Raw genomic sequence first — 19,781 nt, 5'->3', positions numbered from 1 at the left:
CGTGGGCGCCGGGTCAGACCTTGGTCCGGAACTTGTGGATCGCGACCGGCGCCATCACCGCGGTGATCGCCGCCGACCAGGCGAGGGTCACCCACACGTCGTGCGCGGCCGGACCGCCCACCATCAGTCCGCGTGCCGCGTCCGCGAGCGAGGACAGCGGGTTGTAGTCGGTGAAGTTCTGCAGCCAGCCCGGCATCGACTGCGTCGGCGCGAAGATCGACGAGCCGAACTGCAGCGGCATCAGCACCAGGAAGCCCATGGCCTGCACGGACTGCGCGTTCTTCATCACCACGCCCAGGGTGAGGAAGACCCACATCAGGGCGGTGCCGAAGACGGCGGACAGCCCCACGGAGGCGAGCAGACCGGTCCAGTTGGTGATGTCGAAGCCCACCAGCACGCCGACGACCATCAGGACCCCGGTCGCGAACAGCATCCGCATCAGCTCGACCGCGATCTTGGCGAACAGCACCGAGCCGCGCCCGATCGGCAGGGACCGGAAGCGGTCCATGACACCGGTGTTGAAGTCCTGGTTGAAGCCCGTGCCGACCCCCTGGGCCATGTTCATGCCCATCATGGCCATCAGGCCGGGCACGACGTACTGCACGTACGCGTCCTGGCCGCCGCCGAGCGACTGCCCGATGGAGCCGCCGAAGACGTACACGAACAGCAGCGTGAAGACGACCGGGAACAGGATGGCGTCGAACATCGACTCCGGGTCCTGGCGGATCCACAGCAGATTGCGGCGGACCAGCGCGCCGGTGTGGCGCAGGTGGCCGCGCAGCGGGATCCGGGCGTCCGGCCCGAGGTCGGTGGGGGCGAGTGCGGTGGCGCTCATACGGCGACCTCCTGGCGGTCGTCGGCGGGCGCGGCCTCCTGCGGGGCACTGGCACGGTGGCCGGTGAGGGACAGGAACACCTCGTCCAGGCTGGGCAGTTCGGTGCTGATGGAGGAGAGCGTGATGCCGCGCGCGGTGACCGCGCCGACCACGGCGGTCAGCTGCTCGTCGCTGAGGATCGGGACGAGGGCGGCACCGCGTTCGGCGTCCACGGTGGTGGACGCGAGGCCGGTGATGCCCAGCTCGTCGAGGTAGGCGGCGAGCGGCCGCAGCTGCAGCGGGTCGAGTGGGCGGATGCGCAGGGTACGGCCGCCGACCTTCGCCTTCAGCTCCTCGATGGCGCCGTTCGCGATCACCTTGCCGCGGTCGACGACCGTCAGCTCGGAGGCGAGCTGCTCGGCCTCCTCCATGTACTGGGTGGTGAGCAGGACGGTGACGCCGTCGCCGACCATCCGCTTGACCTCGTCCCACACCTCGTTGCGGGTACGCGGGTCGAGACCGGTCGTCGGTTCGTCCAGGTAGAGCACGGCCGGGTGTCCGATCAGCGACGCGGCCAGGTCGAGCCGCCGCCGCATGCCGCCCGAGTACGTCGCCGCGGGCCGCTTGGCCGCCTCGGTGAGCGAGAACCGCTCCAGCAGTTCGTCGGCCCGCGCGCGGGCGTCCTTGCGGGGCAGGTCGAGGAGCCGGCCGATCATGTAGAGGTTCTCCCAGCCGGGGAGCTTCTCGTCCACGGAGGCGTACTGTCCGGTCAGCCCGATCACCCGGCGCAGCTGCCGGGGCTGCCGTACGACGTCGTAGCCGGCGACGGTCGCCCGGCCGGCGTCGGGCTGGATGAGGGTGGACAGGATCCGCACGAGGGTGGTCTTCCCGGCCCCGTTCGGCCCGAGCACACCCATCACGGTGCCTTCGCGCACGTCCAGGTCGACCCCGTCCAGCGCCTTGGTCTCGCCGTAGTGCTTGACCATCCCCCGTACGGTCACGGCGCTGCCCGCGCCACTGGGGTTCTTGTCGGTTCGCGTCATGGGGACGACGTTGTCAGGGCCCACCGACAAACGACCGACAGTCCGCCGACAGCCACCGACAGCCACCGACAGCCACCGACGACTGAATTTGTTGGTGCACCTCTCGGCCGGCCGAGAGGTGGGTGGACGCGGCGGGGGTCTGGGGGCGGTCGGAGCCGAGTGCGGCAGCAGCCCGCCGACGGGGGAAGATCGGCGGGCTGCCTGTGGTGCCGCAATGGCTCAGCTCGGGTCAGTGCACCGAGTGCTCCTCCAGCGGGAACGTTCCGCCGACGACGTCCTCCGCGAACGCCTTGGCCGCGTTCCCCATGACCTCACGCAGGTTCGCGTACTGCTTCACGAACTTCGGCATCCGCCCACCGGTCAGCCCGAGCATGTCGGTCCACACCAGCACCTGGGCGTCGGTGTCCGGTCCCGCGCCGATGCCGACCGTCGGAATGTGCAGCACGCGCGTGACCTCGGCCGCCAGCTCCGCCGGGACCAGTTCGAGGACCACCGCGAACGCACCCGCGTCCTGCACGGCCTTCGCGTCCCGCAGCAACTGCTGGGCGGCTTCCTCGCCGCGGCCCTGGACGCGGTAGCCCATGGAGTTCACGGACTGCGGGGTCAGCCCGATGTGGGCCATCACGGGGATCCCGGACTCCACCAGCAGTTCGATCTGCCGGTGCGAGCGTTCGCCGCCCTCCAGCTTCACGGCCCCGACCCCGGCCTCCTTCACCAGCCGGGTCGCCGAGCGCAGCGCCTGCACCGGACCCTCCTGGTAGGAGCCGAAGGGCAGGTCGCCGACGATCAGGGCGCGCTGTGTGCCCCGTACGACCGCCGCGGAGAGCATGGTCATCTCGTCGAGGGTGACGGGCACGGTGGTCTCGTACCCGAGGTGACAGTTGCCCGCCGAGTCCCCGACCAGCATGACCGGGATGCCGGCCTCGTCGAAGACGGACGCGGTCATCGCGTCGTAGGCGGTGAGCATGGGCCACTTCTCGCCGCGCTCCTTGGCGGCGGCGATGTCGCGCACGGTGATACGGCGCGTGCCCTTGCCCCCGTACAGCGTCTTGCTGCCGTCGGAGGTGTTCTGCTGCGCAGGCTGGGCAGCCGAAAGCTGCGTCATTGCAACGGCTCCTTCGTCATCTCGAGGCGCCCTGACGGCGTCCCCGGACCACGTCCATGGTGGCACCTCGTGCCGGAGAGGGCCAGGGGACCCCCATGTGATCCCCGCGTGCGCACGATCTGTGCAGGACCTGTGACGGCGGCGTACGTAAGAACACGGTAAAGAAATTCCGATACGGTACCGTCTCGTATCGTAAATCGTTAGCCTCGAAACCATGACAACTCCTGCCACGGTTCACCGGCGCCGCTGGGCGATCCTCGGCGTCCTGATGCTGAGCCTGCTGATCGTGGTGCTCGACAACTCGATCCTGAACGTCGCCATCAAGGCGATCTCGACCCCCGCCCCGACCGGCCTGGGCGCCACCCAGGGCGAACTGGAGTGGGCGATCAACGCCTACACCCTGGTCTTCGCCGGCCTGCTGTTCAGTGCCGGTCTGCTCGGCGACCGCCTCGGCCGCAAGAAGGTGCTGCTCGGCGGGCTCGTCGTGTTCGGCATCGGCTCCGCCCTCGCCGCCTCCTCCGGCACGCCGGGCGAGCTGATCGCCTTCCGCGCGCTGATGGGTCTCGGTGCCGCCTTCGTGATGCCGGCCACCCTCGCCGTCCTGATGAACGTCTTCGAGCGCGAGGAGCAGCCCAAGGCCATCGGGATCTGGGCGGGCGGCGTGGGCCTCGCCATCGCCATCGGCCCGATCACCGGCGGCATCCTGCTCGACCACTTCTGGTGGGGCTCGGTCTTCCTCATCAACGTGCCGATCGTGGTCGTCGTGGTCGCCCTCATGCTCTGGCTGGTGCCCGACTCCCGCGACCCGAACCCGGGCCGGCTCGACCCCGTCGGCGTCGCCCTGTCGGTCGTCGGCCTCGTCCTGCTCGTCTACGGCATCATCAAGGGCGGCCAGAAGGCCGACTTCACCGACGCCACCGTCCTGGCGACCATCGCCGCCGGAGTCCTGGTCCTCGTCGCCTTCGTGGTGTTCGAAAAGCGCAGTGACCATCCGTCCGTCGACGTCACGTACTTCAAGAACAAGGTCTTCTCCGCCGCGATCGCCGCCATCGCGCTGGTCTTCTTCGCCCTGATGGGCGTGACCTTCTTCTCGGTCTTCTACACCCAGAGCGTGCGCGGCTACTCGCCGCTCCAGACCGGTCTGCTGTTGCTGCCGCTGGCCGCCGCCCAGATGATCTTCGCGCCGCGCGCCCGGCTGGTCGTCGACCGCTTCGGCTACAAGGCCACCACCACGGCCGGCCTGGTGGTCATCGCGGCGATGCTGGCCGCCTTCGCCACGCTGGAGGCGGACACCCCGATCTGGATCCTCGAGGTGATCTTCTTCCTGATGGGCACCGGCATGGCGCACATCATGACCCCGGTCAGCGTCGTGATCATGCAGACCCTGCCCCGCGAGAAGGCCGGCTCCGCCTCCGCGCTCAGCAACACCTTCCGCCAGGTCGGCGGCGCACTGGGCATCGCCGTCCTCGGCTCGGTGCTGTCGACGGCGTACCGCGGCGGCATCGAGGACCGGCTCGGCGCGGTGCCCGCGGGCCTGCGCCACACCGCCGGGGAGTCCATCGAGGCGACCCTGGGCGTCGCCGCGAAGCTCGGCCCCAGGGGCGACGCGCTCATCGGCCCGGCCAACGACGCGTTCCTGCACGCCATGCACGTCACCGCGCTGTGGGGAGCGGGCGTCGCGGTGATCGGCGCGGTGACCGTGGCGCTGTTCCTGCCGGGGAAGGAGCCGGCGCGCCAGGAGGGCGAGGAGGAGCAGGAGTTGGTGTCGGCGGAGTAGGGCTCGTCCTGGGGCGGGCAGGCGGTGGGGGAGAATCCCCCCAGGGCGACCGAAGGGACGGGACAACGTGAGCCTTGCCGAAAGCCGGCCTCGCAGAGACGGCCCCGCCAAGGGCCGGCCGCGCAGCGAGGCCGTGGAGCGCGCCATCGTCGAGGGCGTGATGCGGCTCCTGGAAGAGGGCGTACCGCTCGCCGAACTGTCCATCGAGCGCATCGCCCGTACCGCCGGCGTCGGCAAGGCCACCATCTACCGGCGCTGGAGCGGCAAGGAGGAACTCTTCGTCGACGTCGTGCGCACGGCGGAGCCACCGGACCCGGAACTCCCCGGCACGTCGCTGCGCGACGACCTCGTGGCCCTCCTCGAACAATTGCGCCAGCGCGGGCTGATGACCCGGTCGTCGGCGCTCCTGCACAACGTCTACGCCCAGATGAAGAGCAGCCCGAAAGTCTGGACGGCGTACCACGCCACCGTCGTCGAGCCGCGGCGCCGGCGCCAGATCGAGCTGCTGCGCCGCGGACAGCGCGACGGCGAACTGCGCACGGACGTCGACGTCGAGCTGATGAACGACATGTTCACCAGCCCCATGCTCTTCCGCACCGTCATGCGGCCGGACGCCGAACTCCCGGCCGGCCTGTCCGAACAGATCGTCGACACGGTGCTCGAAGGGCTACGGCCCGTCAGTTCACCGCCCGTCAGTTCGCCGTCGCCGTAGGGCTGGTCCGGCCACGTGTGCGCGTTTCGTCACAGAGGGCGCTTTCCCCGCAGGCCACCGGAACTCCGTGCGCCCGCTCGTACGTCCTCGTGCCCGTACGGCCGTCGCGGGACGGCAGGAACAGGGCGGATCATCCCCTAGGGTCGTAGGACACGGGGGGCGAACGGTGTGCACGGCAGGCAGTGAGGCAACGGTATGGCGCAGCAGGCGTACATGACGGAAACGGACAACGGAGGCTCGGGACCCGAGCGCCGGGGAGCCCGGTTCCGGCGCCTGATGAACCGCCTCGGCGCCGGCTGGCGCGGTGACCGGCGGGTCTGGCGCCGTGGCCTCGTCGTCGCCGGGCTCGCGGTCCTGGCCGCCCTGATCATGCTGCTGCACGCGCAGATCCCCAACCGCGTCGGCAACCTCGGCAGCCTCATCGAGACCTTCCTGCCCTGGCTGGGTCTCGCGGTGCCGGTGCTGCTGGTCCTCGCTCTCGTGCGGAAGTCGGCGACCGCCCTGGTCGCGGTGCTGCTCCTGTCGGCCGTCTGGTTCAACATCTTCGGCAGCCTCCTCACCGACAAGGCCGCCACCGGCGGCGACCTCACCGTGGCCACGCACAACGTCAACGCCGACAACCCCGACCCCGCCGGCACCGCCCGCGACGTGGCCGCCTCCGGCGCGGACGTGGTCGCCCTGGAGGAGCTGACGGAGGGGGCGGTCCCGACGTACGAGAAGGCCCTGGCGTCGACGTACCGGTACCACTCGGTGCAGGGCACGGTCGGGCTGTGGAGCAAGTACCCGCTGACCGGCGTCAAGCCCGTCGACATCAAGCTGGGCTGGACGCGCGCCATGCGCGCCACGGTGACCGCGCCCGCCGGGCAGGTCGCGGTGTACGTCGCCCACCTGCCGTCGGTACGGGTGAAGGTGGAGGCCGGGTTCACGGCCCGGCAGCGCGACAAGAGCGCCGACGCGCTCGGCGAGGCCATCGCCGACGAGAGGCTGACCAGGGTCGTGCTGCTCGGTGACCTGAACGGCACCATGAACGACCGCGCGCTCAACGCCGTCACCTCCCAGCTGCGCTCCACGCAGGGCGCGGCGGGCAGTGGCTTCGGGTTCAGCTGGCCGGCGTCGTTCCCGATGGCGCGGATCGACCAGATCCTGGTGAAGGGCGTCGAGCCGGAGAGCTCCTGGGCGCTGCCGGAGACCGGAAGCGACCACCTTCCGGTGGCCGCGCGTGTGAACGTCGCCACGTCGAACTGATCCGACCTGCCGGAATACCGGGGGCGGGCGTCTTTGTTCCGTAACTGAACATACGCTGGTACGGAACTCCGCTCTCCCCTGAAAGGCAATGGTTTTCTTCATGCCCGTGGCCCTGCTCGCCCTCGCCGTGGGCGCCTTCGGCATCGGTACGACCGAATTCGTGATGATGGGCCTGCTGCCCGATGTCGCGGACGACCTGAACATCTCCCTCCCCGAGGCCGGCCACCTGGTCTCGGCCTACGCGCTGGGCGTCGTCGTCGGCGCCCCGCTGCTCGCCGCGGTCACCGCGCGCATGTCCCGCCGCAAGGTCCTGATCGGTCTGATGGCCCTGTTCGTGGCCGGCAACGCGCTGTCCGCCTTCGCCCCCGACCACCACTGGCTCCTGGCGGCCCGCTTCCTCAGCGGCCTCCCGCACGGTGCCTTCTTCGGCGTGGGTGCCGTCGTCGCCACGGCGATGGTCGCGCCGGAGCGCAAGGCCCGCTCGGTGTCCATGATGTTCCTCGGCCTCACGGTCGCCAACATCGCGGGCGTTCCCGTCGCCACCCTCATGGGGCAGCAGATGGGCTGGCGGGCGACCTTCCTCGGCGTCAGCGCGATCGGCCTGGTGGCGATCGCGGCCCTGGCCCGGCTCATCCCCCACGACGACGCCCACGCCCCGCGCGCCGGCATCCGAGGCGAGCTCGCCGCCCTGCGCTCCCTGCCGGTCTGGCTGGCGCTCGGTACGACCGTCGCCGGCTTCGGCGCCCTGTTCGCCGCGTACAGCTACGTCACGCCGATGCTCACCGACGCGGCCGGCTTCGCCGACTCCAGCGTGACGGTGCTGCTCGCGCTGTTCGGCGTCGGCGCGACGGCTGGCAACCTGCTGGGCGGACGGCTCGCCGACCACTCCCTGCGGGGCACGCTGTTCGGCGGGCTCACCGCTCTGGTGGCCGTGCTGGCGCTGTTCCCGCTGCTGATGAGCGCGGAGTGGAGCGCCGGGCCGGCCGTCGCGCTGCTCGGCATGGCGGCGTTCGTGACCGGCTCGCCCCTGCAACTGATGGTGATGGAGAAGGCGTCGGCCGCCCCTGCGCTGGCCTCGTCCGCGAACCAGGCCGCGTTCAACCTGGCCAACGCCGGGGGTGCGTGGATCGGGGGTGTCGCACTGGCCGCGGGCTTCGGCGTGACGTCTCCGGCGATCGCCGGGGCGGCACTGGCTGTCCTGGGCCTGGTCGTCGCGGCCACGGCGGCCGTGGTGGACCGGCGACGGGTCGCCCCTCGGGGGCGGCTGGTCGCGACGCACGTGCCGGGCGTGTCGGAGCCGGTGCGGTCGTAAACGTGCAAGGGGCGCCGCCCCTCCGCTCCCGTGCCAGGGGGCTCCGCCCCCTGGCCCCCCGGCCTTCGCCCACCCACCACCCGACTCGGTCGGACAAGAGGTGGGCGAACCGTCAGACCGACTCGCGCCAGCCGTTGGTGATCGGCAGCCGGCGGTCCTTGCCGAACCCCTTCGCCGAGATCTTCGTACCCGGCGGATACTGCCGCCGCTTGTACTCCGCGGTGTCGACCATCCGCAGTGTCTTCACGACCAGCTCCCGGTCGTACCCGGCGGCCACGATCGCGTCGGCGCCCTGGTCCCGGTCGACGTACAGCTCGAGGATCCCGTCCAGCACCGGATAGTCCGGCAGCGAGTCCGTGTCGACCTGCCCCGGCCGCAGCTCCGCGCTCGGCGGCTTGGTGATCGAGTTCTCCGGGATGGGCGGGGTCTGGCCCCGCCCGGCCGCCGCCTCGTTGCGCCACTGGGCCAGCCGGAAGATCCACGTCTTGTACACGTCCTTGATGGGCCCGTACGCGCCCACCGAGTCGCCGTACAGCGTCGAGTACCCCACCGCCAGCTCCGACTTGTTGCCGGGCGCGAGCACGATGTGGCCCTCCTGGTTGGAGATCGCCATCAGCATCGTGCCCCGCAGCCGGGACTGGAGGTTCTCCTCCGCGAGCCCGGACAGCCCCAGCGAGCCCATGTACGCGTCGAACATCGGCTCGATCGGCACGGTACGGAAGTTCAGCCCCGTCCGCCGGGCCATCTCCGCCGCGTCCCCCTTCGAGTGCTCGGAGGAGTACTTCGACGGCATCGACACGCCGTACACGTTCTGCGCGCCCACCGCGTCGCACGCGATCGCCGCGACCAGCGCCGAGTCGATACCGCCGGACATGCCGATCAGGACCGACGTGAAGCCGTTCTTCGCCACGTACGCCCGCAGGCCCACGACCAGCGCGGAGTAGATCTCCTCGGCGTCGTCGAGACGGTCCGCGTAACCTCCCGCGAGTTCCGGCTCGTAGGCCGGCAGGGGGTCCTCGGACAGCACCACCCGCTCGATGCGCAGCCCGTCGTCCACGACCCCCGTGGGCGCGTCGGCCGACGCGGCCGGCAGGTCGAGGTCCAGCACCACGCAGCCCTCCGCGAACTGCGGCGCCCGCGCGACGACCTCGCCGTTCTTGTCGACGACGATCGAGTCGCCGTCGAAGACCAGCTCGTCCTGCCCGCCCATCATGGCGAGGTAGGCGGTGGTGCAGCCCGCCTCCTGGGCGCGCTTGCGGACCAGTTCCAGGCGGGTGTCGTCCTTGTCGCGCTCGTACGGCGAGGCGTTGATCGACAGCAGCAGCCCGGCCTCGGCGGAGCGCGCCGCCGGGACACGGCCGCCGTCCTGCCACAGGTCCTCGCAGATGGCGAGGGCCACGTCGATGCCGTGCACGCGCACGACCGGCATGGTGTCGCCCTGCACGAAGTAGCGGAACTCGTCGAAGACGCCGTAGTTCGGCAGGTGGTGCTTGGCGTAGTTCAGGACCACCTCGCCGCGGTGCAGCACCGCCCCCGCGTTGCGGGGCGCGCCGACGGGCTGGCCGAACCGCGGCTGGGCGGACTCGGACCGGTCGAGGTAGCCGACGACCACCGGCAGCTCCCCGAAACCCTCCTCGGCGAGCCGTGCGGCGAGGCCGCGCAGGGCCGCGCGGGACGCCTCCACGAAGGACGAGCGCAGGGCCAGGTCCTCGACGGGATACCCGGTCAGGGCCATCTCGGGGAACGCCACGAGATGCGCTCCCTGCTCGGCGGAGTGCCGGGTCCAGCGGAGGATCGTCTCGGTGTTCCCGGCGAGGTCACCGACGCGTGAGTCGATCTGGTTCAGGGCGAGACGTAGTTGAGGCACGGGCCCAGTGTAATCGTCAGTGCGACGCGATGGGGTGGCGAGTGGGTGTGGGGCGCTTCACGCTCCCCGCGACGACGCGGTAGCACAATCCCAGCGAAACCGTCCCCGTTCCTGCCGAACCCGGTCGGGCCCGCCTTCCCCTGCCTTACGACTGAGGCCCGACGACTGAGACCCGACGACGACCGGAACACCGCACCAGGGGATCGATGACCGACTGGCTCCTGCTCGCCGCCGCGTTCACCGCCGCCGCGGCGAGCAATCTGGCCTTCGCCCTCGCTCGCAGGCACCGCCTGAGTCGAAGGGCCCGGACAGGAAAGCGCCCGCCTCCCGACGAACTGTGCCGGGAAGCGGGCGCGCCGTGCTGCCCCGCCGTGGTCAGCGGCGGCGGTACGACTCCACGTAGCCGCCCGCCGGTGTTCCCACGCCGGTGACGTCGTCGTAGCCCTTCACGGCCTGGAGCGAGCTGTCGGCGCCGAGGGTGCGCACCGAGGTGAGGAGACCGCCCGAGGCGTCGAAGCTGTTGGTGTAGTCGACGCGGGCCACCGCGAGACCGGAGCCCGTGGGGTTGTCCGTGACGTCGTGGTACGCCTTCGTCCCGTACTTCGCGTAGATCGTCGGGTTGGCGAAACCGATCGCCTTGCCGCCGCGCGCCTGCTGGGCGAGGGCCTGGACGGCCGCGATGACCGGCGCGGCCAGCGAGGTGCCGCCGATGCGGTACTCGCTGTACTGCTGCGACCCGTCCGGGAAGGTCTGCGTCTGGCCGACCTTGAAGCCGGTGTTGGGGTCGGCGATCGCCGAGATGTCCGGGACCACGCGGTTGCCGGCGGCGCTGTTGGCCGTGGCGAGCGCGGCCGGGACGACACCCTGCTGGTAGTACGGCTCGGCGACCGTCGCGCTGGTGCCGCCGCCCGCGCCCGAGGTGAACGCGCCGGGGAAGTCGGTCCAGCTCTTGCCGTCCGCGGACAGCATGGCCTTCTCGGTGCCCCAGCCGGTCTCCCACAGGTACTTGTCGCCCTTGCCGACGGCCAGCGAGGTGCCGCCGACCGCGGTCACCCACGCCGAGTTGGCCGGGGTGTCGACCTGCTTCGTGCCGGTGTCGGCGACCTCGTCGCCGTGGTCGCCGGAGGAGAAGTAGAAGCCGATGCCCTCGACCGCGCCGAACTGGAAGACCTGGTCGTAGGCGGCCGCGAGATCCGGCGTCTGCGCCGCCTCGATGCTGCCCCACGAGTTGGACACGATGTCGGCCAGGTGCCCGTCGACGACCTTGCTGAGCGAGTCGAGCAGATCGTCGTCGTAGCAGGACGCGCCGCCGACGTACGTGATGTCCGCGGCGGGCGCGACCGCGTGCACGGCCTCGACGTCGAGGGTCTCCTCGCCGTACCAGCCGGCCGCCCCGCACTCCTCGGTGTGGGCGTACTTCTTGGGCAGGACCTGGCGCAGCCGGCCGCTGGTGTAGGCCGCGTCGCCGTGCTTCTTCGCGTAGGTGGCCGCGTCGTGGGCGATGGTCGGGGAGGCGTACGCGTCGGTGATGGCGACCCGGACCCCCTTGCCCGTGTAGCTGCCCGCGCCGTACGCGGCCCGCAGCTGCTTGCCGGTGTAGCCCTGGACGGCGTACGGGATCTTCCCGCCGTAGGCGTCCGGCAGCGTGGTCGCCACGTTGGAGCCGTAGTACGAGGAGAACGGCCCGGAGTTCTTGAACACGGCGTCCGGCGGCGGCAGCGTGTCGCTGTGGGTCGCCTTGTGCGGCGCGTTGTCCAGGCCGGTGACGGTCAGGACGGCACCGTTCAGGCCGTCCGGTGCGGAGGCTGTTCCGGCGGGCGCGCGGTAGATCTTGGCACCCTTGGCGTAGTTGTGCAGCTGGGTGCCGAAGGCCCGCTCGGCGGCGGACACGTCACCGGAGACGGAGACGTAGTGCCGCGTGACGCCCGTGACCTTCAGACCGGCCGACGTCAGCCAGGACCTCACCGCCGCGACCTGCGCCTCGGTCGCGCCGAAGCGGGCCTGCGCCTGCTGCGCGCCGAGGTACTTGCCGTACGACGCGGAGGACGGGTCGGACACGGCCTTCGCGTACGCGGCGAGGCCGGCGGCGTCCCGGCCCGCGAGGTAGACCCGGGCGGAGACCTGGTTGCTGTCGGCGGTCGCGCCCTTGTCGGCCCTGGCCGTGGCCCACGCGGGCTTGGTCCCGGCCAGTGTGTCCCGGCCCGGGCCGCCCGCAGCGTGCGCCGCGGGTATGCCGAGCGCCAGCGCGCCCGCGAGCATCGGCAGTGTCGCTGCCATGCTCACCCCGGCGCGCATCTTGGCGCGGTTGGATCTCATGGAACCCCCTGTGCGGTTCGTCGCGAGTGGATCACTCGACGGTGGCCACTCTGGCGACGAACCGTTCACGCCGGGGGAATGCGCATGCCAAGAAGAACTCAATTAACCTAATGACAAGGCCATTTGGAGGTTTCGCCTACGAACGCGGCTCGACGCCCCGCTCCTTGAGCATGTCCGACATCAGGTCGATCTCCGACTCCTGCGCGTTGACCATTCCCTGCGCGAGCCGCTTCTCCACGCCGACCGTGCACCGGTCGACACAGCCCTCGGCCATGTGGACCCCGCCCTGGTGATGGGCCGTCATCAGCTGAAGGTAGAAGACCTCGGCCTGCTTGCCGCTCAGGGTGTCCAGCTTCTTCATCTGGGTGTTGGTCGCCATGCCCGGCATCAGCGCCCCGTCCTTGCCGGAGGGCATGTCACCCATGTCCATCCAGGTCATCGGCGGGTTGGCCGACACCTTCGGAAGGCCCCACAGGTCGAGCCAGCCCAGCATCATGCCGCGCTGGTTGGCCTGCGTCTGCGCGATGTCGTACGCGAGACGCCGCACGTCCTCGTCGTCGGTACGGTCGCGCACGATGTACGACATCTCGACGGCCTGCTGGTGGTGCACCGCCATGTCCCGCGCGAACCCCGCGTCCGCGGAGTCGGCGGTGGGAACCGTGCTCGAACCGTCGTCCTCGGCGACGGCGTAGGTGATGGCGCCGGCCGCGACGAGCACGCCCGCCGCGGCGACCGCCACTGAGACGAGCCTCACTTCGACAGACCACCCGTGCACGCCGCGCCCGGCTCGGGCGTCTGCTTGCCCTGCACGAACTTCTCGAAGAACTTGGCGACGTTCGGGTCGTCGGCACCGGTCACCGTGCGCTGGCTCCCCCACGCGGTGAGCATGATCGGGTCGGCCTGCTTCTCGTCCGGGCTCATCAGCGTGTACGGCGTCGCCTTCACCTTCGCCGCCAGCGCCTCCACGTCCGCCTTCGCGGCCTTGCTCGTGTACGTCACCCAGACCGCGCCGTGCTCCAGGGAGTGCACGGCGTTCATGTTGTTGATCGCCTCGGTGTACACGTCGCCGTTGCAGTTCATCCAGACCTGGTTGTGGTCACCGCCGACCGGGGGCTCCGTCGAGTACTTCACGGTCTTGGTGACGTGGGTCTGGCTCAGCTTGCCCTTCCAGGTCTTCACCCCGTCCGCGCCGGTGACGAAGCTGCCGGTGTTCTTCGCGTCGACCGCGGCGCTGTCGTCGTCGGACTGCGAGTTCACGAGCACCACACCGCCGACCACGAGACCGGCGACGACCACCGCGCTGGCGGCGACGGTGAGGATCCGGTTGCGGCGCTCACGGGACTGCTCGGCGCGCCGCATCTCCTCTATTCGCGCCTTGCGGGCGGCGCTGCTGCTTTTCTTGGCGGAGCCCATGCGTGTGTCCTTCTGGGGAAAAGGTGCCGGTCGGGTTCGCTGATCGTAATGGGGGAGCAGTGCACTCTCGTAGCGAGGGCACAGGAATGGCCGAAGACCGGATACCCGGGGAAGATCGGGTACCCGGCCGACCGGCCCCGGGAGGTTGCGGGAGTCCCGGCATTACGTATGTCGGTCCGAGCAGGCAAGATGGGCGGCAGAGCAGTACACCTGCCCTACGTGAGGCGTTCACTCCGAGGTCGGCCGGACGATCAAGGTGCGCAACACTGGTGAAATGGTGTTGTGGTGGGATGCCCAGGTGCCCGACCGCCTCCCGTGGTAGGGGAGACAGGCGGCCTGACCAGCAAGGATGGGGAAGCGCAAGATGGACAAGCAGCAGGAGTTCGTGCTCCGGACGTTGGAGGAGCGTGACATCCGGTTCGTACGCCTGTGGTTCACGGACGTGCTGGGCTTCCTCAAGTCCGTCGCCGTGGCCCCGGCCGAGCTGGAACAGGCCTTCGACGAGGGCATCGGCTTCGACGGCTCGGCGATCGAGGGCTTCGCCCGCGTATACGAATCCGACATGATCGCCAAGCCCGACCCGTCGACCTTCCAGGTCCTGCCGTGGCGTGCGGAGGCCCCCGGTACCGCCCGGATGTTCTGCGACATCCTCATGCCGGACGGCTCCCCGTCCTTCGCGGACCCGAGGTACGTGCTCAAGCGCGCCCTCGCCCGCACCTCCGACCTGGGCTTCACCTTCTACACCCACCCGGAGATCGAGTTCTTCCTGCTGAAGGACAAGCCGCTGGACGGCACCCGGCCGACCCCGGCCGACAACTCCGGCTACTTCGACCACACCCCGCAGAACATCGGCATGGACTTCCGCCGCCAGGCGATCACCATGCTGGAGTCGATGGGCATCTCGGTCGAGTTCTCCCACCACGAGGGCGCCCCGGGCCAGCAGGAGATCGACCTGCGCTACGCGGACGCGCTCTCCACGGCGGACAACATCATGACGTTCCGCCTGGTCATGAAGCAGGTGGCGCTGGAGCAGGGCGTCCAGGCGACCTTCATGCCGAAGCCGTTCTCCGAGCACCCCGGCAGCGGCATGCACACGCACCTGTCCCTCTTCGAGGGCGACCGCAACGCCTTCTACGAGTCGGGCGCGGAGTACCAGCTCTCCAAGGTCGGCCGCTCCTTCATCGCGGGCCTGCTCAAGCACGCGGCGGAGATCGCCGCGGTCACCAACCAGTGGGTGAACTCCTACAAGCGCATCTGGGGCGGCTCGGAGCGCACGGCGGGCGCCGGCGGCGAGGCCCCCTCCTACATCTGCTGGGGCCACAACAACCGCTCGGCCCTGGTCCGCGTCCCGATGTACAAGCCCGGCAAGACCGGCTCGGCCCGCATCGAGGTCCGGTCCATCGACTCCGGCGCCAACCCGTACCTGGCGTACGCGATGCTCCTGGCCGCCGGCCTCAAGGGCGTCGAGGAGGGCTACGAGCTCCCGCCGGGCGCCGAGGACGACGTCTGGGCCCTGTCCGACGCCGAGCGCCGCGCGATGGGCATCGAGCCCCTGCCCCAGAACCTGGGCGAGGCGCTGACGCTGATGGAGCGGAGCGACCTGGTCGCCGAGACACTGGGCGAGCACGTGTTCGACTTCTTCCTGCGCAACAAGCGCCAGGAGTGGGAGGAGTACCGCAGCGAGGTCACGGCCTTCGAGCTGCGGAAGAACCTGCCGGTGCTGTAGTGCTGTAGTGCTGTAGGGATTCGCCGTGGGGCGCGGCGTCGTGCGGACCGTGCGGCCCGGTGGGGGCTGGTCGCGCAGTTCCCCGCGCCCCTTGGCGGCGCTACTGCTGCGCGAGCTTCGCCAGTACCTGATGCAGTGGCTCCGTGACCCGGCGCCGGTACTCCTGGATCGCCCAGCCGTTGCCGTCCGGGTCCTGGAAGTACATGAAGGTCGCGCCGTCGTCAGGGGCGTACTGGACCGGCTCGGAGACCTCCAGGCCGCGCTCGACCAGCTCGGCGTGGGCGGCCTTGATGTCGGTCACGCAGAGCTGGAGGCCCTGGTAGGAGCCGGGGGCGGGGCGCCGGCCCTGGACCATCTCCCAGATGCTGTCGCCGAGGGCGATCGAGCAGCCGGAGCCCGGAGGGGTCAGCTGGACGATCCGCATGCCCGGCATCACCTCCTGGTCGATGTCCACGTGAAAACCGACCCTGTCCCGGTAGAAGTCGCGGGCCCGGTCGATGTCGCTCACGGGCAGCGGGATCACTTCGAGGGTGAACTCCATCGCTGGTCTCCAAGTCGCCGTTGACGGGAGTGGCAGGTGAGTGTCAGACGAACCGCCAGCGCGTCTGGCTGAACGGCTCCCCCTTACCGAAGCCGAAAACCGTGCGCGGCGCCAGCGCGAAGACGACGGCGTGGCCAGGACCGTGGTGGAAATACCCCTCCCGTACCTCGAAGCGCCAGAATTCGCCGTACTTCGTCTCCCACGCGGCGGCCAGCTCCCGCAGCCTGCCGTCGTCGGAGACGCGCACCGCCTCGCCCTCCACCACCAGGTCGTAGCCCTTGTCCCAGGTGTTGGTGCCGGTGGTCAGCACGACGTTCGGATTGTGCGCGAGGTTCTTCGCCTTGCGTTCGTCGGGCCCGGTGCAGAAGTGCAGCGCGCCGTGCGCCCACACGGCGGGTAGTGGGGTCACGTGCGGCCGCCCGTCCGGCCGCACCGTCGAGATCCAGAACAGCTCGGCCGAGGAGAGCAGCGCCTCGGCCGAGGGCCAGGAGATCGCGGTGGCGGCCTCGTCGCTGTAGCGGGGGTCGAGACGGGCCTCGGGTGCCCTCTCGGTTTCCTTGTCGGTCATCAGCAGCCCTCCAGAGGTGTCTCCTCCCAGGGTTCCCCGTGAACACCCGGAAACCCCCGGGCCACCGCGGTCGCGGGCCGCATGCCCGGCCGCACGGCCCCGGCCGGCCCGTCGCGGCCGTCCACGGTGACAGTGACCCGCGGGAACCCGCTCCGGCGCCCCAGCGCTTCCCCCGGCCAATCCGGTTAGGCTCGTGGCCGTACGACCTTGATCCGACAGGAGGCCGGGATGACGGCGCCGGGGCGCAGAAGCAGTACCTTCACGCGGCTGCTGCGGCACGGCTTCACCGACCCCTCCGCCGCCGAGCGCCTCCTGGACGGCACGGAACTCGCGCACGTCCGGGACGACCCGGTCCTGCTGGAGTCGCTGGGCGCGACCGCCGACCCGGACCTCGCCCTGCACGGTCTGGTCCGCCTGCTGGAGGCGCAGCCCACGCCCACCGCCCGGCGGGAACTGCTCGACACGGTGATAGCGGCCAAGCCGCTGCGCGACCGGCTGCTCGGCGTGCTCGGCGCCTCCGCCGCGCTCGCCGACCATCTCGCCCGGCATCCGGGCGACTGGCGCGCCCTCGTCATGTACGAGCCGAGCGACCTGCACCCCGGAGTGGAGGACTTCGAGCGGGGCCTCGCGGAGGCGACCGACCCCGTGCTGCTGCGCGTCGCCTACCGCCGCTGCCTGCTGTCGATCGCCGCCCGTGACGTGTGCGGCACCACCGACATCGCCGAGACCGCCGCCGAGCTCGCCGACCTCGCCACCGCGACCCTGCGCGCCGCCCTCGCCATCGCCCGCGCGGCGGCGCCGGAGGACAGCGCGCTGTGCCGGCTCGCGGTCATCGCGATGGGCAAGTGCGGCGGACACGAGCTGAACTACGTCTCCGACGTCGACGTGATCTTCGTCGGCGAGGCCTGCGAGGGTGCCGACGAGGGCAAGGCCGTCAGGGCCGCCACCAAGCTCGCCTCGCACCTGATGCGGATCTGCTCGGAGACCACGATCGAGGGCTCGATCTGGCCCGTGGACGCCAATCTGCGGCCCGAGGGCAGAAACGGTCCGCTGGTGCGCACGCTCAGCAGCCACCTCGCCTACTACCAGCGCTGGGCCAAGACCTGGGAGTTCCAGGCCCTGCTCAAGGCCCGCCCGGTGGCCGGCGACCTCGACCTCGGCGCGGAATACGTGGCCGCCCTCGAACCCCTGGTCTGGAAGGCGGCCGAGCGCGACAACTTCGTCGCCGACGTCCAGAAGATGCGCCGCCGCGTCGTCGAGAACATCCCCGTCGCCGAGATCGAACGCGAGCTGAAGCTCGGCCCCGGCGGCCTCAGGGACGTCGAGTTCGCCGTCCAGCTCCTCCAGCTGGTGCACGGACGGGCCGACGTCTCGCTCCGCAGCGGCACCACCCTGGACGCCCTGCAGGCCCTGGCCACCGGCGGCTACGTCGGCCGCGCCGACGCCGTCCAGCTCGACGACGCCTACCGCTTCCTGCGCTCCATGGAGCACCGCATCCAGCTCTACCGGCTGCGCCGCACCCACCTCGTCCCCGAGGAGGCGGCCGACCTGCGCCGCCTCGGCCGCTCCCTCGGCCTGCGCGCCGACCCGGTCGCCGAGCTGACCCGCGAGTGGAAACGGCACACCAGTGTCGTACGACGGCTGCACGAGAAGCTGTTCTACCGCCCCCTGCTCGACGCGGTCGCCCAACTCGCCCCCGGCGAGACCAGGTTGAGCCCCGAAGCGGCCCGGGAGCGGCTGGTCGCGCTCGGGTACGCGGACCCGGCGGCGGCGCTGCGGCACCTGGAGGCGCTGGCGTCCGGGGTCACCCGCAAAGCGGCCATCCAGCGCACGCTGCTGCCGGTGCTGCTCGGCTGGTTCGCCGACTCGGCCGACCCGGACGCCGGGCTGCTCAACTTCCGCAAGGTGTCGGACGCGCTCGGCAAGACCCCCTGGTACCTGCGGCTGCTGAGGGACGAGGGCGCCGCCGCCGAGAACCTCGCCCGGGTCCTGTCCGCCGGCCGGCTCGCCCCCGACCTGCTGATGCGCGCCCCCGAGGCGGTCGCCCTGCTCGGCGACGGCGACGCGGCCGGCCTGGAACCACGCGGCCGGGACCACCTGGAACCGGAGATCCTCGCCGCGGTCGGCCGCGCACCCGGCGCCGTGCAGGCGGTCACGGCCGCCCGCGGTGTCCGCCGCCGCGAACTGTTCCGTACGGCCGCCGCGGACATCGTCGGCTCCTACGGCACCGAGGCCCAGCCGGTCGAGGCCGACCAGGGCGCCCTGGTGGACCGGGTCGGCGGCGCGGTGTCCGACCTGACGGCGGCCACCCTCTCCGGGACGCTGCGCGCGGTGGTCCGGGACGGCTGGGGGGACACCCTGCCCACCCGGTTCGCGGTCATAGGCATGGGCCGCTTCGGCGGCCACGAACTCGGCTACGGCTCCGACGCCGACGTGCTGTTCGTGCACGAGCCGCGCGACGGCGTCGACGAACGCGAGGCCTCCGACGCGGCCAACAAGGTCGTCTCCGAGATGCGCCGCCTGCTCCAGATCCCCAGCGCCGACCCGCCGCTGCTCATCGACGCCGACCTGCGGCCGGAGGGCAAGTCCGGGCCGCTCGTGAGAACGTTGAACTCGTACGAGGCCTACTACCGCCGCTGGTCGCTGGGCTGGGAGTCACAGGCCCTGCTGCGGGCCGAACCCGTCGCGGGGGACGAGGAGTTGGGCCGCCGCTTCATCGAGCTGATCGATCCGCTGCGGTACCCGACGGCCGGCCTCGGCGACGACGCCGTGCGCGAGATCCGACGCCTGAAGGCCCGGATGGAGTCCGAGCGGATGCCGCGCGGCGCCGACCCGAAACTGCACACCAAGCTCGGGCCCGGCGGGCTCTCCGACGTCGAGTGGACCGTGCAGCTCATCCAGATGCGGCACGGCGCGCAGGTGGCGGGCCTGCGCACGACCCGTACCCGAGCCGCCCTCGCCGCCGCCCGCACGGCCGGCCTCCTCTCCGACGAGGACGCCGCCACCCTCGACGAGGCCTGGGTCCTGGCCACCCGCGTACGCAACGCCGTGATGCTCGTCCGCGGCCGGGCCGGCGACACCTTCCCCTCGGACGCCCGCGAACTGGGCGCGGTGGGTCGATACCTCGGCTACGGCCCCGGCCACGTGGGCGACATGCTCGACGACTACCGGCGTACGGCACGACGGGCGCGGGGCGTGGTGGACGAGCTCTTCTACGGGGCGTAGGCCTCGGACGTCGGGGCCACTCACCACCGCCTCCACCGCCCACCGCCCTGCCGACCGGCACCCGCGGCGCTCACCCGCACCGGGCGGCGCCGGGCCCGCCCCTCGGGCGGACGACCG

15 protein-coding genes are annotated in these 19,781 nt (G+C 71.1%); 6 read left to right on the top strand and 9 right to left on the bottom strand.

What is annotated here, in order from left to right:
- Positions 1-13 precede the first annotated feature (13 nt).
- The 3 genes from ACZ5XS_RS17795 to panB form a co-directional block, all read right to left on the bottom strand.
- Positions 14-835, bottom strand: a complete 822-nt coding sequence (locus ACZ5XS_RS17795) for an ABC transporter permease (RefSeq protein WP_468652255.1) — start codon at positions 833-835, stop codon at positions 14-16.
- Entirely contained in the window at positions 832-1,857 is a 1,026-nt protein-coding gene (locus tag ACZ5XS_RS17790; RefSeq protein WP_468652253.1) for an ATP-binding cassette domain-containing protein, read from the bottom strand. The genes ACZ5XS_RS17795 and ACZ5XS_RS17790 overlap by 4 nt, the downstream gene beginning before the upstream one ends.
- 229 nt (positions 1,858-2,086) lie before the next feature.
- Positions 2,087-2,962, bottom strand: a complete 876-nt coding sequence (gene panB, locus ACZ5XS_RS17785) for a 3-methyl-2-oxobutanoate hydroxymethyltransferase (RefSeq protein WP_468652251.1) — start codon at positions 2,960-2,962, stop codon at positions 2,087-2,089.
- A gap of 214 nt (positions 2,963-3,176) precedes the next feature.
- On the opposite strand from panB, the gene ACZ5XS_RS17780 reads away from it, so the two are divergent.
- From ACZ5XS_RS17780 to ACZ5XS_RS17765, 4 genes are all read left to right on the top strand, one after another.
- On the top strand, positions 3,177-4,739 hold the full coding sequence (locus ACZ5XS_RS17780) for an MFS transporter (protein ID WP_468652249.1): 1,563 nt from the start codon (positions 3,177-3,179) through the stop codon (positions 4,737-4,739).
- Between the two features lie 67 nt (positions 4,740-4,806).
- Positions 4,807-5,451: a TetR/AcrR family transcriptional regulator gene (locus ACZ5XS_RS17775; RefSeq protein WP_468652247.1), complete on the top strand. Its 645-nt coding sequence runs from the start codon at positions 4,807-4,809 to the stop codon at positions 5,449-5,451.
- A gap of 276 nt (positions 5,452-5,727) precedes the next feature.
- The gene (locus ACZ5XS_RS17770) at positions 5,728-6,696 is read left to right on the top strand and encodes an endonuclease/exonuclease/phosphatase family protein (RefSeq protein WP_468652418.1); all 969 of its coding nucleotides are present in this window, start codon (positions 5,728-5,730) and stop codon (positions 6,694-6,696) included.
- Positions 6,697-6,796: 100 nt separating this feature from the next.
- A complete protein-coding gene (locus ACZ5XS_RS17765) occupies positions 6,797-8,008 on the top strand; it encodes an MFS transporter (RefSeq protein ID WP_468652245.1) in 1,212 nt (403 codons plus the stop codon).
- Between the two features lie 112 nt (positions 8,009-8,120).
- On the opposite strand, the gene ACZ5XS_RS17760 is transcribed toward ACZ5XS_RS17765, so the two are convergent.
- From ACZ5XS_RS17760 to ACZ5XS_RS17745, 4 genes are all read right to left on the bottom strand, one after another.
- Positions 8,121-9,875 (bottom strand): NAD+ synthase, encoded by a 1,755-nt coding sequence (locus tag ACZ5XS_RS17760; protein WP_468652243.1) that lies wholly within the window; start codon positions 9,873-9,875, stop codon positions 8,121-8,123.
- 375 nt (positions 9,876-10,250) lie between these two features.
- Positions 10,251-12,191 (bottom strand): S53 family peptidase, encoded by a 1,941-nt coding sequence (locus tag ACZ5XS_RS17755; protein WP_468652242.1) that lies wholly within the window; start codon positions 12,189-12,191, stop codon positions 10,251-10,253.
- 136 nt (positions 12,192-12,327) lie between these two features.
- Positions 12,328-12,945 carry a DUF305 domain-containing protein gene (locus tag ACZ5XS_RS17750; RefSeq protein ID WP_468652240.1) on the bottom strand — a complete coding sequence of 206 codons (618 nt, stop codon included), beginning with the start codon at positions 12,943-12,945 and terminating at the stop codon, positions 12,328-12,330.
- Positions 12,942-13,604: a DUF3105 domain-containing protein gene (locus ACZ5XS_RS17745; protein ID WP_217237103.1), complete on the bottom strand. Its 663-nt coding sequence runs from the start codon at positions 13,602-13,604 to the stop codon at positions 12,942-12,944. The genes ACZ5XS_RS17750 and ACZ5XS_RS17745 overlap by 4 nt, the downstream gene beginning before the upstream one ends.
- Positions 13,605-13,968: 364 nt before the next feature.
- Here ACZ5XS_RS17745 and ACZ5XS_RS17740 point away from each other — a divergent pair, with 364 nt between their 5' ends.
- Complete coding sequence (locus ACZ5XS_RS17740; protein WP_217237104.1) at positions 13,969-15,330, top strand: glutamine synthetase family protein; 1,362 nt, start codon at positions 13,969-13,971, stop codon at positions 15,328-15,330.
- Positions 15,331-15,430: 100 nt separating this feature from the next.
- On the opposite strand, the gene ACZ5XS_RS17735 is transcribed toward ACZ5XS_RS17740, so the two are convergent.
- Both ACZ5XS_RS17735 and ACZ5XS_RS17730 read right to left on the bottom strand, forming a co-directional pair.
- Entirely contained in the window at positions 15,431-15,871 is a 441-nt protein-coding gene (locus ACZ5XS_RS17735) for a VOC family protein (RefSeq protein WP_468652237.1), read from the bottom strand.
- A gap of 43 nt (positions 15,872-15,914) precedes the next feature.
- On the bottom strand, positions 15,915-16,439 hold the full coding sequence (locus ACZ5XS_RS17730; protein WP_468652235.1) for a pyridoxamine 5'-phosphate oxidase family protein: 525 nt from the start codon (positions 16,437-16,439) through the stop codon (positions 15,915-15,917).
- 228 nt (positions 16,440-16,667) lie between these two features.
- Between ACZ5XS_RS17730 and ACZ5XS_RS17725 the strand changes: the two genes are divergently transcribed.
- On the top strand, positions 16,668-19,664 hold the full coding sequence (locus ACZ5XS_RS17725) for a bifunctional [glutamine synthetase] adenylyltransferase/[glutamine synthetase]-adenylyl-L-tyrosine phosphorylase (protein ID WP_468652233.1): 2,997 nt from the start codon (positions 16,668-16,670) through the stop codon (positions 19,662-19,664).
- The last annotated feature ends 117 nt before the right edge of the window (positions 19,665-19,781 follow it).

The sequence above is a fragment of the Streptomyces sp. NPDC033131 genome (assembly GCF_055578365.1).
The sequence above is the reverse complement of the archived record's forward strand: the minus strand, read 5'-3'. Positions and strand labels throughout refer to the sequence as shown.

Coding starts and splice junctions, on each gene's coding strand:
- ACZ5XS_RS17795 (WP_468652255.1), bottom strand. CDS start 835: ATGAGCGCCACCGCACTCGCCCCCACCGACCTCGGGCCGGACGCCCGG.
- ACZ5XS_RS17790 (WP_468652253.1), bottom strand. CDS start 1,857: ATGACGCGAACCGACAAGAACCCCAGTGGCGCGGGCAGCGCCGTGACC.
- panB (WP_468652251.1), bottom strand. CDS start 2,962: ATGACGCAGCTTTCGGCTGCCCAGCCTGCGCAGCAGAACACCTCCGAC.
- ACZ5XS_RS17780 (WP_468652249.1), top strand. CDS start 3,177: ATGACAACTCCTGCCACGGTTCACCGGCGCCGCTGGGCGATCCTCGGC.
- ACZ5XS_RS17770 (WP_468652418.1), top strand. CDS start 5,728: ATGAACCGCCTCGGCGCCGGCTGGCGCGGTGACCGGCGGGTCTGGCGC.
- ACZ5XS_RS17765 (WP_468652245.1), top strand. CDS start 6,797: ATGCCCGTGGCCCTGCTCGCCCTCGCCGTGGGCGCCTTCGGCATCGGT.
- ACZ5XS_RS17755 (WP_468652242.1), bottom strand. CDS start 12,191: ATGAGATCCAACCGCGCCAAGATGCGCGCCGGGGTGAGCATGGCAGCG.
- ACZ5XS_RS17745 (WP_217237103.1), bottom strand. CDS start 13,604: ATGGGCTCCGCCAAGAAAAGCAGCAGCGCCGCCCGCAAGGCGCGAATA.
- ACZ5XS_RS17740 (WP_217237104.1), top strand. CDS start 13,969: ATGGACAAGCAGCAGGAGTTCGTGCTCCGGACGTTGGAGGAGCGTGAC.
- ACZ5XS_RS17735 (WP_468652237.1), bottom strand. CDS start 15,871: ATGGAGTTCACCCTCGAAGTGATCCCGCTGCCCGTGAGCGACATCGAC.
- ACZ5XS_RS17730 (WP_468652235.1), bottom strand. CDS start 16,439: ATGACCGACAAGGAAACCGAGAGGGCACCCGAGGCCCGTCTCGACCCC.
- ACZ5XS_RS17725 (WP_468652233.1), top strand. CDS start 16,668: ATGACGGCGCCGGGGCGCAGAAGCAGTACCTTCACGCGGCTGCTGCGG.